The organism is Salinisphaera sp. Q1T1-3 (assembly GCF_003602005.1).
Taxonomy (GTDB): Bacteria; Pseudomonadota; Gammaproteobacteria; order Nevskiales; family Salinisphaeraceae; genus Salinisphaera.
The window spans coordinates 1-15,392 of the sequence record NZ_QZWD01000004.1 but is presented as its reverse complement, the minus strand read 5'-3'; the positions used below and the strand labels follow the sequence as shown (position 1 = coordinate 15,392).

At 64.9% G+C, this 15,392-nt stretch carries 11 protein-coding genes; 7 read left to right on the top strand and 4 right to left on the bottom strand.

Features of this window, described 5'->3' with window-relative positions:
- Positions 1-10: 10 nt before the first annotated feature.
- The 6 genes from aepX to D3260_RS05100 all read left to right on the top strand — a co-directional run bounded on the left by aepX (position 11) and on the right by D3260_RS05100 (position 7,377).
- Positions 11-1,645, top strand: coding sequence for a phosphoenolpyruvate mutase (aepX, locus tag D3260_RS05125; protein WP_120097512.1), 1,635 nt, complete (start codon positions 11-13; stop codon positions 1,643-1,645).
- Positions 1,642-2,805, top strand: coding sequence for a phosphonopyruvate decarboxylase (gene aepY, locus D3260_RS05120; RefSeq protein ID WP_120097511.1), 1,164 nt, complete (start codon positions 1,642-1,644; stop codon positions 2,803-2,805). Before aepX ends, aepY begins: the two co-directional genes overlap by 4 nt.
- Positions 2,802-3,875: an aminotransferase class V-fold PLP-dependent enzyme gene (locus tag D3260_RS05115; RefSeq protein WP_120097510.1), complete on the top strand. Its 1,074-nt coding sequence runs from the start codon at positions 2,802-2,804 to the stop codon at positions 3,873-3,875. Before aepY ends, D3260_RS05115 begins: the two co-directional genes overlap by 4 nt.
- Before the next feature lie 122 nt (positions 3,876-3,997).
- Positions 3,998-5,146 (top strand): adenosyl-hopene transferase HpnH, encoded by a 1,149-nt coding sequence (gene hpnH / locus D3260_RS05110; protein WP_120097509.1) that lies wholly within the window; start codon positions 3,998-4,000, stop codon positions 5,144-5,146.
- Positions 5,147-5,323: 177 nt separating this feature from the next.
- The gene (locus D3260_RS05105) at positions 5,324-6,457 is read left to right on the top strand and encodes a glycosyltransferase (protein WP_120097508.1); all 1,134 of its coding nucleotides are present in this window, start codon (positions 5,324-5,326) and stop codon (positions 6,455-6,457) included.
- Between the two features lie 158 nt (positions 6,458-6,615).
- Positions 6,616-7,377 (top strand): ABC transporter substrate-binding protein, encoded by a 762-nt coding sequence (locus D3260_RS05100; RefSeq protein WP_120097507.1) that lies wholly within the window; start codon positions 6,616-6,618, stop codon positions 7,375-7,377.
- A 725-nt stretch (positions 7,378-8,102) separates the two neighbouring features.
- Here the strand turns inward: D3260_RS05100 and idi are convergent.
- From idi to mvaD, 4 genes are all read right to left on the bottom strand, one after another.
- A complete protein-coding gene (gene idi, locus D3260_RS05095) occupies positions 8,103-8,678 on the bottom strand; it encodes an isopentenyl-diphosphate Delta-isomerase (protein WP_120097506.1) in 576 nt (191 codons plus the stop codon).
- Between the two features lie 8 nt (positions 8,679-8,686).
- The gene (locus D3260_RS05090; protein WP_120097505.1) at positions 8,687-10,972 is read right to left on the bottom strand and encodes a hydroxymethylglutaryl-CoA reductase, degradative; all 2,286 of its coding nucleotides are present in this window, start codon (positions 10,970-10,972) and stop codon (positions 8,687-8,689) included.
- A gap of 99 nt (positions 10,973-11,071) precedes the next feature.
- Complete coding sequence (locus D3260_RS05085; RefSeq protein WP_147418107.1) at positions 11,072-12,109, bottom strand: mevalonate kinase; 1,038 nt, start codon at positions 12,107-12,109, stop codon at positions 11,072-11,074.
- Between the two features lie 2 nt (positions 12,110-12,111).
- Positions 12,112-13,080 carry a diphosphomevalonate decarboxylase gene (gene mvaD / locus D3260_RS05080; protein ID WP_120097503.1) on the bottom strand — a complete coding sequence of 323 codons (969 nt, stop codon included), beginning with the start codon at positions 13,078-13,080 and terminating at the stop codon, positions 12,112-12,114.
- A gap of 195 nt (positions 13,081-13,275) precedes the next feature.
- Here mvaD and D3260_RS05075 point away from each other — a divergent pair, with 195 nt between their 5' ends.
- A complete protein-coding gene (locus D3260_RS05075) occupies positions 13,276-14,799 on the top strand; it encodes a hydroxymethylglutaryl-CoA synthase family protein (RefSeq protein WP_120097502.1) in 1,524 nt (507 codons plus the stop codon).
- The last annotated feature ends 593 nt before the right edge of the window (positions 14,800-15,392 follow it).

Sequence of the window (15,392 nt, the reverse complement as noted above, 5' to 3'; positions counted from 1 at the left end):
CTCTATTCTTATGGCCAAGCAACGAACCAAGGCGCGCGCCCTGCGCGATCTGCTCGAATCCGACCGGCTCGAGTTCATCATGGAAGCGCACAACGGCCTGTCCGCGCGCATCGTCGAAGAGGCCGGTTTTGCCGGAATCTGGGCTTCGGGCCTGGCGCTGTCGGCGGCGTTCGGCGTGCGCGATTCCAACGAGGCGAGCTGGACGCAGGTGCTCGAAGCGGTCGAATTCATGGCCGATGCCTCCGAGGTGCCGATCCTGCTGGACGGCGATACCGGCTACGGCAACTTCAACAATCTGCGCCGGCTGGTCACCAAGCTCGAGTCACGTGGTGTGGCCGGTGTGTGCATCGAGGACAAGCTGTTTCCCAAGACCAACAGCTTCATCGACGGCGAACGTCAGCCGCTGGCCGACATCGATGAATTCTGCGGCAAGATCCGGGCCGGCAAGGATGCCCAGCGGGATCCGGATTTCTGCATCGTGGCTCGCGTCGAGGCCCTGATCGCCGGCTGGTCCGTCGAAGAGGCGCTGGAGCGCGCGCGGGCCTACGAGGCCGCCGGGGCCGATGCCATCCTCATTCACGACAAGGCCCGGACGTTCGACAACATCAAGCGTTTCGCGGCCGGCTGGGACGGGGCCTGCCCGCTGGTGATCGTGCCCACCAAGTACTATTCCACGCCGACCGATGTATTCCGGGCGGCGGGTATCAGTCTGGTGATCTGGGCCAATCACACCGTGCGCGCGGCGGTGACCGCCATGCAGAAGACGGTCGCTGAAATTCACGAGACCCAGACACTGGCCGGCGTCGAGGATCGTATCGCCCCGGTATCGGAAGTGTTCCGTCTGCAGGGCGACCCGGAGCTGCGCGAGGCCGAACGCCGCTACGCCGGTGATGCGGGCGCGGCCACGCGCGCGATCGTGCTGGCCGCAGCACGCGGCGAAGGGCTGGAACCGGTGACAAAGGCACGTCCCAAGGCCATGCTCGAAGTCGCCGGCAAACCGCTATTGCGGCATCTGGTCGACGTCTTCAAGCAGAACGGGCTGCACGACATCACCGCCGTGGGCGGCTATCACCCGGAAACGATCGATGTGGCCGGGGTGAAAGTCGTCGAGAACCCCGACTATGAGACGACCGGCGAGCTGGCCTCGCTGAACTGTGCGCGCGAGCATTTCGGCGATGACAACCTGATCATCTATGGCGACCTGCTGTTCCGTCGCCACGTGCTGGCTGACCTGCTCGACATCGATCATGAAATCACCGTGGTCGTCGATTCGCACGGCCGGCGCAGCGAGGCCCCGCCGCGCGATCCGGCCTGGTGCAGCGCACCGGATGATCGCTCGATGTTCGCGCAAGATGTCACGCTGGCCCACGTGGGCGGGGCGGATGCCCCGGAGCGTGCCCCCGACGGGCGCTGGATCGGCATCATGCGCACGCGCGGCGAGGGCCGGGTCTGGATTCGCGAAGCGCTGGACACACTGCGTGCCGAAGGGCGTTTCGAGACCGCGGGCGTCCCCGATCTGCTCAATACGCTGATCGCCGCCGGTCGTACTGTCCACGTCATTTACATCACCGGGCACTGGCTCGACATCAACGATCTGGACGATCTGCGGGCGGCCTCTGCCTTTGCTTACGGAGAGACGCGATGATCGAAGCCGACGATTTCATCGATCGGGCCGCCGCCTACGGCTACGACTATTACGCCGGGGTGCCGTGTTCGTTTCTCACCCCGTTCATCAACACCGTGATCGATGCCGAGCGGCTGACTTATGTCTCGGCCGCCAACGAGGGCGATGCGGTGGCCCTGGCCGCCGGTCGGGCGTTGGCCGGCGGCCGGGCCGTGGCCATGATGCAGAACTCCGGTCTCGGTAACGCGGTCTCGCCGCTGACCTCGTTGAACTGGGTGTTCGAGCTGCCGATCCTGCTGATCGTGACCTGGCGCGGCGCGCCGGACGTCTCGGACGAGCCGCAGCATGCGTTGATGGGCCGGATCACCACGGACATGCTCGAAACGATGGACGTGCCGTGGGAATTCTTCCCCGACGAGGCCGAGGCGATCGATGCTGCGCTCGCTCGGGCCGAAGCCCACATGAACGAGACCGGGCGGCCATACTGCCTGCTGATGAAGAAAAACACGGTCGCCCCGGCCGAGCTGCGCGAGAGCGCCTCGCCGAGCCAGAGCCGCGGCGCCATCACCTATCGGCCGGCACCGCGCCGTCCGGTCGATGCGCCGGGCATTTCGCGCCGCGACGCGCTGCGTGATCTGGTGGCCTCGACCGATCCGGACAACAGTGTGATCATCGCCTCGACCGGGTACGCCGGACGTGAACTGTTCGCCGTGGCCGATCGGCCCAACCATCTTTACATGGTCGGCTCGATGGGGTGTGCGCCGCTGCTGGGCCTGGGACTGGCCTCTGCCCGACCCGACCTCAAGGTCATCGTCGTCGACGGCGACGGGGCCGCCCTGATGCGCCTCGGCGGAATGGCCACGCTGGCCGCCTACGGGCCGACCAATCTGGCGCATCTGTTGCTGGACAATGGCATGCACGAATCAACCGGGGGCCAGGCCACCGTATCCGCCGGTCTGTCGTTCGGGGCGATCGCCGCCGCCTGCGGTTATCGCACGGTCCATGAAGGCCACGAACGGAGCCTGATCGATCAGCTGCTGACCGGCAGCACGCAGGGCCCGGCCTTCGCCCACCTGCATATCGAGCCGGGCGTGGACAAGGCCAATCTGCCGCGGCCGAACGTCTCGCCGATCGACGTGCGGACGCGTCTGATGGCACATATCGGTGCGGGGGGATCATGAGCGGTGAACTGTTGCTCAATCCCGGTCCGGTGACGCTGACCCCGCGTGTACGCAACGCGCTCGCCGGGCCGGATCTGTGTCATCGCGAGGCCGAATTCTTCGACCTGCAGGACGATATCCGCGCGCGGCTGCTCGCCGTGCATGATCTGGCGCCCGACGACTGGGCGGCGGTGGTGATCAGCGGTTCGGGGACCGCCGCGGTCGAGTCGATGATGGCCTCGCTGCCGGGCGAGGGCGCGCGCGTGCTGGTGATCGAGAACGGCGTCTACGGCGAGCGCATGACACGCATGGCCGAAGTCCACGACATCGATCACGATACGCTGCGTCTGGACTGGGGCGAGGCGATCGACATGGCGGCGCTGTCCGCGCGAATCGATGCCGTCGTGCCCACGCATGTCGCCGTCGTACATCACGAGACCACCACCGGGCGGTTGAACGACCTGGCCGACATCGCGCATTGCTGCGAGCGCCACGGGGTGGCGTTGCTCGTCGATGCCGTGTCCAGTTTCGGTGCCGAGGCGATCGAGTTCGCCCCGGCGGTGACAGCCGTGGCCGCGACCGCCAACAAGTGTCTGCACGGCGCGCCCGGTGCCGCGTTCGTGATCGTGCGTCGTCGCGCGCTGGCTAGGGCTGTGCCACGGGCGCTGTATCTGGATCTGGCGGGTTACTGTGCCAAGCAGGATGCGCGCGGCACCCCGTTCACGCCGGGCATACCGGCTTTTTACGCGCTGGCCGAAGCCCTGCAGGAGCATGCCGAGGCCGGTGGCTGGTCGGCGCGTCGTGACCGGTATCGTCAGCTCGCCGATCAGGTCGAGGCCGGACTGGTCGAGCGGGGGATCGAACGGTTGCTGCCGCCGGGGGTCTCGTCGGCGGTCCTGCGTGCCTATCGGCTGCCGCCGGGCGTGTCCTACGATAGGCTGCACGATGGGCTCAAGACAGCCGGCTACGTGATCTACGCCGGTCAGGGCACGCTGGCCGACGAGATCTTTCGCATCTCGACGATGGGGGCGCTCGAGCCGAGCGACATGACCCGACTGATCGAAACGATCGACGAGATCATTGCGCGCTGATGTGCAACAATGGTCGATGTATCACATTGAATGTATAATGCAGTCGGAGAAACGGGCCGGCCGGTCATTATGCTGCCGCCCGACACACCCCGCATGACGTCGGGCGCCAAGAAGAGGTTCAAATGTCCGTACCGCTGATTCAACAGTATCGCGTCGCCAGCTACATCATGAAGCAGAAACTGGCGCGCGTGGAACGCTATCCGCTGGTGCTGATGCTGGAACCGCTGTTCCAGTGCAATCTGGCCTGTGCCGGTTGCGGCAAGATCGACCATCCCAAGGATATTCTCAAACAGCGCATGAGCGTCGAGGATGCCCTGAACGCGGTCGACGAGTGCGGCGCGCCCATGGTCTCGATCCCCGGCGGTGAGCCGCTGATTCACAAGGACATGCCCGAGATCATCAAGGGCATCGTGGCGCGCAAGAAGTTCGTGTATCTGTGCACGAACGCGCTTCTCATGAAGAAGAAGATGGACGATTACGATCCGTCGCCTTACTTCACCTGGTCGGTCCATCTGGACGGCCTGAAGGAGCGTCACGACGAATCCGTCTGTCAGGAAGGCGTGTTCGAGAAAGCGGTCCAGGCCATCGAGATGGCGCGTGATCGTGGCTTCCGGGTGACCATTAACTGCACGTTGTTCGACGGCGAAGTGCCGGAAGAGGTCGCCGACTTCTTCGATTACGTCACCGATCTGGGTGTCGAGGGCATCACCGTCTCGCCGGGCTACTCCTACGAGCACGCACCGCGCCAGGACGTCTTCCTGGGCCGTTCCAAGGCCAAGAACCTGTTCCGTGAGATCTTCCGTCACGGTCGCGAGCGCGGGTCGGACTGGAAACTCAACCACTCGTCGCTGTATCTGGACTTCCTGGCCGGTAACGAGTCCTACGAGTGCACGCCCTGGTCCAACGTCACCTACAACATCTTCGGTTGGCAGAAGCCCTGCTATCTCCTGGTCGACGAAGGTTACGAAAAGACCTTCAAGGGCCTGATGGAAAACACCGAATGGGACAAGTACGGCGTGGGCCGCAATCCGAAGTGCGACAACTGCATGGCGCACTGCGGCTACGAAGGCACGGCGGTCGACGATACCTTCCGGCACCCGCTCAAGGCGTTCCGCGTGATGATGCAGGGCCCGCGTCTGACCGGCGATTTCGCCGAGGAACAGCCGATTCTCTACGGGGATCGCAGCGAAGCGACGGCCACGCGTATTCCGATTTCGTCGATCGGGCGTCGCGACAGCGAGAAGAGCGGCGAGCGCGAAAAAGTCAGCTGAACCGCTGTCGGCGGCCGCCTCAGGGGCGTGCCGCCGGCCGGCTTGCGATTACGGCCGGGCGCGGTGAGGCGGCGGCAAATCGTCGTCGATCGTGCCGGCCGACTCGAATCGCCACCGGCTGATGCCATGTGACCGTCGAAAATCTCGGCGGTCTTTTTGATTGTTGCGCCGAAAGATATGCTCGAATCTTCACTCGAGATCCTGTCCTGGGCCGCCGTGCTGATCTGGCTGGGCGTGCTTGTCCAGCCCTGGCTGCCCTGGCTGTTGCGTGAGCGCTTCGAAGCGCATCCGCAACGCGCTGCCGATTGCGATCTGTCGGATACCACGGTTCTGATCCCGGCGCGTGACGAGGCGGACTCGATCGGCGATACGCTGGCCGCACTCGCGCGTCAGGGCCACGGCCTCTCCGTGATCTTGGTGGATGACAACTCCACGGACGGTACTGCCGCCGCCGCCCGGGCCAGTGGTCTATCGAATCTCATGATCCTGAGCGGCGATGCCTTGCCGGAAGGCTGGACAGGCAAGCTCTGGGCGCTGGAGCAGGCACGTCGGCACGTGGTCACGTCGCGCGTCGTACTGCTCGATGCGGATATCCATATCGCGCCCGGTACCATCGCCGGCCTGCGCGACAAGGCCATCGCCGAGGATCGGCAGCTTGTTTCGCTGATGGCGCGTCTGCGCATGCAGAGTCTGGCCGAGAAACTGCTGATCCCGGCTTTCATCTATTTCTTCAAGCTGCTGTATCCGTTTGCCCTGTCCAATGCCGGTTCGCGGTTCGTCGCAGCGTCGGCCGGCGGCTGTGTCCTGCTCGAAACCCGCATGTTGGACGCGATCGGTGGGTTCGGATCGCTGGCCGATGCAGTAATCGACGACTGCACGCTGGCGCGGCGCGTACGCGATCACGGCGGACGGACCTGGGTCGGTGTCACCCATGCCGCGACCAGTCTGCGCGGCTATGACGACGTCGCGGGCATTCATGCCATGGTCGCGCGCTCGGCCTACAGCCAGCTGCGCTATTCCCCGTGGCTGCTGGGCGGCTGCACGTTGGCGATGGGGCTGATGTTCTGGGTGCCACCGCTGGCGCTGGTGGCTGGAACGGGGCTGGCCGACAGTCTGGGTGCCATCGCATGGGTACTGATGGCGGTCAGTTATCTGCCGACGCTGCTCTACTATCGTCGGACCGGTGCATGGGCGTTGGCGATGCCGTTGATCGGCACGTGTTATCTGCTGATGACCTGGTCGTCGGCACTGCGCTACCGGCGTGGCCTGCGCACCGCTTGGCGTGGTCGGGATTATCGTCGTGTTCCCTGATGGATCAATAACTTGGCGGTGGGCCGCCGACGTCCGATCGGTCGGGTTATTCAGCAGACAGACATTCTCGAAAGCGTCTAATTCGGGTTGTTGATCAAGACAGTGGCCGCATATTCATCGACCCGCCGTGCGGCGCCTGTGAAACAAGGAAGTTTGGTATGAAGTCAGTGACTCGACTGTTGAGAGGCCTGAGCGCGGCTGTGGTGATCTGCGCCAGCGTCGGCGTCTGGACCGCAGCAGCGGCCGCGCCGGCCAGGAACGTGGTCGATACGCTCGACAACACGCTCATCGCGACCATGAAGCAGGGCCAGGATCTCGGATTCGAGGGCCGATACAAGAAACTGGCCCCCGTGATCGACGAGTCCTTCGATCTGAATCGTATCGCCAAGCTGGCGCTGGGCAGTTCGTGGTCCAAGCTCAGCGCGGCCCAGCAGAAGCAGTATCAGGCGATGTTCCGCAAGGATACGATCGCGACCTATGCAACGCGCTTCGATAGCTACAGCGATCAGTCGTTCAAGATCAAGAGTACCGGCGATGCGCCGGGTGGCCGTTCCCAGGTCAACACCGTGATCGTTTCCAACGGCAAGGAAATCCCGATCAACTACGTGCTCGATAACGATGGCGGGCAGTGGAAGATCGTCAATGTCGTCGCCAAGGGCGTGTCTGATCTGGCGCTCAAGCGCGGTCAGTACACCAGCTCGATCCGCGACAATGGGCCGGACGGCTTCATCAAGCAGTACGAGAAGCAGCTGGCCAAATATCCGGATATTCCGAACGTGCCGGTCGCCAAGAACAACGAGACCAGTACCAAGCCGTCGGCGAGCCCGAACACGGACACCTCGACCAAGCAGGCCGCCGGCGATGACGAGGGCGATGCCCCAAACAGCGATTCGGCGCTGAGCCAAAACGCCGGGAGCTGATTGTTCGTCCGCCGCTAGACTCGACACAAAGAAAGACAGCGCCCCCGGGCGCTGTCTTTCTTTGCAGAATGGTCAGGCCTGTTATGAACCCGGCATAAGAATAGATGATTTTTCAGGTTGATAATGCGCGTGTGCGACAGCACGCGCGCCACGGCCAACGGCCGTGAAGCCATTGAAAATAAAAAGACGGACAAGGGCCGGCGTTTCTTTCGATGGCGTTGAAAACAGCTGACGTCGTCAGCTGTTTGGGTGCCGGATTAAGGAACCTCTGATCTATTCATCTACGGTCGCGCCGGTGTCTTTTGCGCGCGTCTGACAAGACGCCGCGAGCGCCGTTTGCTGAATGCAAATGAGCGAGCGGCAACGCCGCTCAGGCGCGCGCAAAAGCCCGGCCGCCAAGCGGTTTGGCCCAAAAGGCCGCGCTACGGCGTTGCATGGCTGGATCATAGAGTGGCTATGACGCGGCGCCATGCGCCTTGTATCGTGGCCTTTTGGGACTCAAACGCGACCGTGGATGAATAGATCAGAGGTTCCCTAATAACACGTCCCGCGTGCGCCGCGCCGGCGCTCATTTTTTGCAAGACAAGGCATCATGAGCGCTCGATAACGCCGGATTGTCGTCGCCTGGCCGCTGGCCCTTCGGGTTGCCCGTGCCGATCTCGCGGCGACACGCCCTGGGCTGCTTCGGACGTGGGATCGCCCGGTGATGATGCGGCCGTCGCGGATCAGGCGGCGATGGTCGCTGCGATGCGGTCCCAGTGGTCGGCGCGGATGCGCGGCCATTCCATCTTCAGCCACGGTGTGTAACGGGCGGGTTCGTCGATCAACGCGGCGTCCAGGGCGTCGGGGGGCATGAACGCGAAATCGGCAATCTCGGTCGGGTTGCCGGCGACCGGCGCATTCGAGCGCGCAAAGAACACCGAGCACATCTCGTGCTCGGCGCCGATCTCCCCGAACTGGGCGTGGTATTCGAACTTGTAGAGGAAGTGCACGTCGGCGTCGACGTCGATTTCCTCGGACAGCCGCCGGCGTGCGGCGTCGGCCACCGCCTCGCCGCGGCGCGGGTGGCTGCAGACACTGTTGGACCAGAAACCGCCCCAGAGCATCTTTTCGTCGGCGCGTTGTTGCATGAGCACATCGCCAGCGTCGTTGAACAGGAAGATCGAAAACGCGCGATGAAGCACGCCTTCGCCGACGTGGGCCTCGGCCTTGGGCATATGGCCGGTGACGTTGTCGTCGGAGTCGACCAGGATGAGAGGTTCGTCATCGAAGGATACGATCCGGGCGTTGGCAGCGTTCATGGCGTGACTCACGAGCGGATTTCGGTAATGAAACTATTGTAGCCGGCTGCGCGCATGGCCGCCGCGACGCCTTCCACGCGATCGGTTTCGGCGACCGCGATCATCGCGCCGCCGCCGCCGCCGCCGGTCAGCTTGGCGCCCAGCGCGCCGTTGGTGCGCGCGATCTCGACGAGTTCTTCGATCTCCCAGGAGGAGACCTGCAGGGCATTGAGCAGACCGTGATCGATGTTCATCAGGTCGCCCAGTTCAGCGATATCGCCGCGCGCCAGGGCGTCGACGCCGGCCAGCGCGAGACCGTCGATCTGGTCGAAGATGGCTTCGTAGCGGGCCGGATTCTTCTGCCAGGCCGCGCGCACGTTGCCTACGGTCTGGGCCGTCAGCGTCGCGACGCCGGACAAGCCGATGACCACCGGGATCGGCCGCGGGGTTGCCAGATCGCGGATCTCTGCTCGGGCCTGCGGGTCGTCCTTGCGGAACAGGATCGGTCGGCCGAAGGTTGCCAGTGTGTTGTCGATACCGCTTGGCGTGCCGTGGGCGATCTTCTCGACGTCGTAGGCCAGATTGGAGATCTCGCGGTCTGTCATCGAAATCTCGAAGGCTCGGGCCATGGCGCGGATGACCGAGACGGCCAGCGCCGCCGAGGCGCCCAGGCCGTTGGCCCGTGGTACCCGTGGGAACACATCGATGCGCATGCCGCGATCGGCCACACCCAGACGCTCGGCGATCAGGGAGATGGATTCGTGCAGCGAGCTGATCGAGCCTTCCGGCTCGGAGAACCGCATCTCCACGCCCCAGCGTGGAATCAGCAGGTCGATATCCTGGGCCTGGGGGCGTACCTCGGCGCGTACGTTGAGCGGGATCGGGGCCGCGATGGCGTGTCGGCCGTAAACCACGGAATGCTCCCCGAGCACGATGATCTTGCCGTAGCCGAAGTCGCCCGTGGCATCACCGTGACCCACGGTTTCGGTGGATGTGCCCGGGCTGGCCGCACCGGCGTTGTCGGGGGCAGGGTCGTCGAGCGTGGCGATGATCTCGCGCGCCTTCCAGACCTTGATGTCACCGCCGGCCACCAGTCGATCGACGACTTCGTCGAAATTCGCTTCGGTCGCACCGGCCGCCATGGCCACGCTGCGGGCGTGCAGGGTCATGTGGCCGCGCTGAATGCCGTCGGTGGACAGGGCCTTGATAGCGGCGAAGTTCTGCGCCAGCCCGACCGCGCACATCACCTGGGCCAGTTCGGCCGCCGACTCGATCCCGAGCACCCGATGCGCGATCTTGACCGCCTGGTTCGATTCGACCTGACCGCCGACCGTGCCCACCTTGAGGGGAATCTCGAGCTCGCCGACCAGGTGTCCGGCCTCGTCGGCATACCAGCGCGTCAGGGATCGATAGCGTCCGGTCCGTGCCGCGTAGGCGTGGGCAGCGGCCTCGATGGCACGCCAGTCGTTGCCGGTGGCGATCGCCACGGCATCGATGCCGTTCATGATCCCCTTGTTATGCGTGGTCGCCCGGTACGGGTCCATCTCCGCGAATTCGTTGGCCAGGATGATCGAGTCACGGACCTCGGTGCCGGCGCGATCGCCGGAGGCGAGAAGCTCCGGCGGAATCGCACAGCGCGCCCGCACCAGGGCCCGGTCGGTCAGATTCGACAGGATGCGCAGAAACACTTCACCGCCGGTGATCTTCTCGATCAGCGGCGCGGCGCCTTCGCACATCGTGTTGACGAGGTTGGCGCCCATTGCATCGCGTGTGTCCACCACCAGATGCACGACCAGCATTTCGCCGTGATCGGCGGTCGGGCCATGGGTGATGACTTCGACGTCCCGGGCCCCGCCGCCGCGCGCGACCATGTTCGGATGCAGGCTGTTGGCCAGATTGAGGATCTCTTCCTTGGCCTGTAGAACCGCCTGCTTGGCATGGGCGGCATGCGGCACGTTGACGACCTGAATCTGGCCGATGAGCATCGGTCGTTCGGCGTGCGAGGAAAAGCCGCCGGCTCGACGCACGAGCTTGGCGGCCGAGGAGACCGCGGCGATGATCGAGGGTTCCTCGACGACCATCGGGATCAGATAGTCCTGTCCGTTGACCGAGAAATTCAGCCCCAGGCCCATCGGCAGCCCGAAGGCGCCGATCACGTTTTCGATCAGCCGGTCGGCGGTGTCGGCGTCCAGCAGATGCGTGCCGTCGATCAGCGCATCGTATTCCGTTTCGCTAATGACTTCGCGCTCGAGCAGGGCGCGCAGCCGATCGGCCACGGAAAACTTGTAGAACTGGGGAATTCGGGAATGACTCATGCAGGCGGATCCTCGGCGGAAACGATCGACACGGCGTCCGGTGTCGTTGCCTAATGCAATAGTTTAACGCAGATCTAACACGGGGCTCGATTCCGCCCGTCAGTCGTCGACCGGCGAGGGCGTGTCGAAACATACGCCGGGCGCACCGAAAACCAGATCGAGAACGGCGGCCCCGGCGGTCTCGAATGCGACGATAAGCGCATTCGTCAGATCCTCGGCGTGGGCGAACAGCAGGCCGACATCGCCGCCGCCGGCGCCCGAGCTCTTGAACACCGTGTGGTATCGGGCTGCCAGTGCCGCCAGTTCGTGGTGACGCGCGCTGACGATGCCGGCCTCGGCGTGCGTATCGAGCGCGATCAGGGCATCGAAGTAATCGCGGGCGGTATCGAGAAACCGCGCCGCTTCACCGACGTGTGAGCCGACGCGTTCGGCCAACGCGGCCAGACGGGTCATGTCGGTGTGGAACCTGTCCGGATCGCGTGCCCGGTAGGCATAGACCCGGGCGACCAGCTCCGGCGTGCTCGCGCCCTGGCCTGTGACCACCGCTCGCCCGGTCAGCGTTTCGGGCCAGTCCAGCGGTGTGGGCGCCTGGTCGCGCACATAGCCGATGAAGCCGCCGTAGACGGATACGGCCACATCGCCGCCGCTGCCCGTGCCGTTCTGGGCCCGACGATGCGCAGCGACGGCCAGACGTGTGAGCGTGGCCCGGTCGGGCGATTGGCCGGCCGCGGCAGCGAGCGCCTGCGTGAGGGCCACGGCCACTGCAGCACTGGAGCCGAGTCCGAGCTTGTGGCCGTCACGCGCGAAATCCGTGGTGTCGATATGAACGGCCAGTGCCGGCAGCGGTTGTGTGACGTGGGCCGAAACAGTGGTGCGCACGGCATCGAATACCGCGAGATGACGAGACAGATCGGCATCGGCGTCGGCCGGCAGCCGCCCGTCGGGCCCGAGAGGCTGATCGTGCACGCCGAGATTCGGCGCCGAGATTCGCCAGTCTGGCCCGTCGATGGGCCTCAGTTGCACCCGGGCACGACGATCCACCGCGGTCAAAAGCGCCGGTGCCCCTTCGAGCACGGCGTATTCGCCCATCAGGAAGAGCTTGCCCGGCGCGCTGGTGTGAATCATGGTGGCTGTCATGGTCACAGCACGGCGGCGTCGGGGCCGAGAGCGGTTAGGCGCGTTTCCAGAACACCGGGGACCTGGGCCAGTTCGGCGGCCACCGCCTGGCCCTGGCCCGGCGCACAGAGCGCCTTGACCTGCGGGCCGGCATCGATCGTGAAATAGACGTCCAGGCCACTGGCGCGCATCTCGCGTACCGCGTGCATCGCCGAGACCGTGGCGGCATTCCAGTAGATCAGGCCGGGGCGCGTGGAGAGCATCAGCCCGTGCAGTTTGAGACAGCTCATCTCGGACAGGGCGCCGACGGTGGCGAAATCCCGGGCCTTGATGGCCTCGCGCATCGAAGACAGATCGTCCTCGGCGTGGGCGAGCCAACCGTCGTAGAAGTCCGATCGGGCATCGAGATCGCTCATGCCGATCGTCGAGTTGACCTTCTTGCTCGCGTTATCGGTGATCGCGACCACGACCTCGAGCGGCCAGGCGTTCTGGGCGAGAATCGGTTCGGCGAAGGCATCCAGACCGTCCTCATCCTGGCCTCGATGCATTTCCACGAGCCCGCCGAACAACGAGCGCGCCGCCGAGCCGGAGCCGCGACGGGCGAGAATCGACAGCGCGCGCGGGGACATCTCGAGCCCGGCGGCGCGGGTGGCGGCCAGCGCCAGTGCGGCGAAGCCGGAAGCCGACGATGCCAGGCCGGCGCCGGTGGGAAAGTTGTTTTCGGAGACGATGCGGGCCGGGACATTGGTGCCCGCGGTTTCTCGAACAATGTCGAGAAAGCCGGACAGGCGCCCGGGATCCACCTCGGCGCCGCCGATCCGAGCCTGGTCGGCGGCGAGGGTATCGTCGAAGGACACGGTCGTATCCGTGTACAGATCGGCCAGCGTGATCGAGATCGAGCCGACGGCCGGCAGGTTGAGGCGCGCATCGCGCTTGCCCCAGTACTTGATCAGCGCGATGTTACTGTGCGCGCGTGCGCTGGCTTGTTTCATGCGGGATTCGCCGATGGCCGCGATTGGTCGCGCGCAAGGATACTGCATCAAACCGCCCGTGCCGAATGGGGCGCGCCCGCTGTCGTGGCATTGTCTTCGCTGCACTACGAGCGTGCAGGGCACAGCTTTTGCTAGCATAGCGGCCCTGAAAACCCATCGCCGCGCGTCGCGCGACGTCAAAAGACGAGGCTTGCCATGCCGGGAATCAGTGGATTGGCGCTCTATCTGCCGCCATATCGCGTCAAGCTCGAAGACTGGTGTCAATGGAACGATCAGCCCTGGGACAAGATCCGCAAGGTGGTCGGCCACAGTTTTCGCATGCGAGGGCCGGAGCAGAGTGTCTATACGCTGGCGGCCAACGCGGTCTGGCGTCTGATTCAGTCCTACGACATCGATCCGCGCGAGATCGGCTATCTGGCGCTCGGTACCGAATCCTCGTCGGACAACTCGGCGGGTGCGGTGATCGTCAAGGGCATGCTCGACGATGCGCTGGCCACCCACGGCAAGCCGGCCATGTCGCGCGAGTGCGAGGTGCCGGAATTCAAGCACGCCTGCCTCGGCGGTGTGTATGCCATGAAGGGGGCGCTGCGCTATCTGGCCACGGACGGCGAGGCCCGCAAGGCGATCGTGGTGTGTTCGGACATCGCCGAGTACGAGCGCGGCTCCACCGGCGAGCCGACCCAGGGCGCGGGGGCGGTGGCGATCCTGCTCGAGGCCGAGCCCAAGCTGCTGCATATCGATCTGTCCCGCTCCGGCAGCGCGTCCGATTACCGCATGGTCGACTTCCGCAAGCCGTTCGCTCGTTTCCGTGGCCAGGCCCAGCGGGCCGACGGTCAGATGCAGGATCTGCCGGTCTTCAACGGTCGCTATTCGACGAGTTGCTACGTCGATGCCACGCGCGCGGCGATGAACGCCATGCTGGCGCGCCAGGGCGGCGGTCGCCGTGCCGACTACTTCCACGCGGTGGATGCGGTGTTCATGCATCGGCCGTATCACCGGATGCCCTCGGCCGGCTGGGCGATGGCCTATCTGTTCGCCCTGGCCGACGGTGATGCCGATAACCATGCCGAGCTGGCGGAATATGCGGCCGCGGCCGGTGTCGATTTCGACGCGCTGGTCGCCGAGATCGCCGGTGTCTCGCCCAACATGCGCGAGCGGGTCGCCGCCGGCGCCTCGGGCGACGATGCCTTCCCGCTGGCGGGCGATCTGATGCGCTACCTGCGCAAGACCGAGCTCTGGGCCAATCTGGTCGCCGGCAAGCTGTCGCTGGGCAGCGACACGATGCGCGATCTCGGCAATCTGTATACCGCCGCGCTCCCGGCGTGGCTGGCTGCCGGTTTCTCCGAGGCCTACGAGAACACGCTGAGCCTCGGTGGCCAGCAATGGCTGGCGCTCGGCTACGGCAGTGGCGATGCGGCCGAGGCATTGCCCATGCGAGTGGCCGAGGGCTGGGAGAAGGCCGCGGCGCGCATCAACTTCAAGAGCGCGCTCGGCCAGCCGCTCAATCTCGATGCCGACCAGTATGCCGCACTACACGACGGCCATCCGGCCGATGTCGAGCCGGCCCCGGCCAGCGATGAATTCGTGGTCGACTCGATCGGCAACACCGATCGCAGTGATTTCCGCGATGTGGGCATCGAATACTATCGTTACGTGCCGGCTGCCGAGGCCAACAGCGCGGTTTCGACGCACGACAGCGCACGGACGGCGATTGGCTAGCGCCTGTTGAGGTTTCGTTCGAGCGCCTTTTCGTCGAGAGACCGCCGTGTGTCCGGCAAGGCGCGAGTCGCCGATCGGGGCGTGCCACGATCGGCGACTGGCAACGCCGTAGGGCGCCCATCGTCGATTTTTCATGGGCGGCCCAACCCGAAGGGACAAGTGCCCCAAAATCAAAAACACGACGGCAATCCAGCGTTCTAGCACGCTGGCGCAGAATGACACGCTATGCGTGCTATGCCTCGTCTTGCCGCCCATCGTCAATTTCAGGGCGCACTTGGCGCGGACTCGCACGAAACATCAACAGGCCCTAGCACGCTGGCGCAGAATGGCTGCACGGCGCGCACGACGCCTCGTCTGGCCGCCCATCGTCAATTTCAGGACGCACTGGGCGCGGACTCGTACGAAACATCGACAGGCCCCAATGCCGTTCACTTAGCGATATACTATTGAATATTGATCGCTTCCGGTAATCGGCATGGCAGGCAAGGCGTCGACGTTGGGTGGTCCCATCCGCATGGCGGACTATCTCAGCATTGGATTGCTGTCACGCCTGGTCTCGCCAGCGCTTGTCGATGAAGCGCTTCGTCTTCATG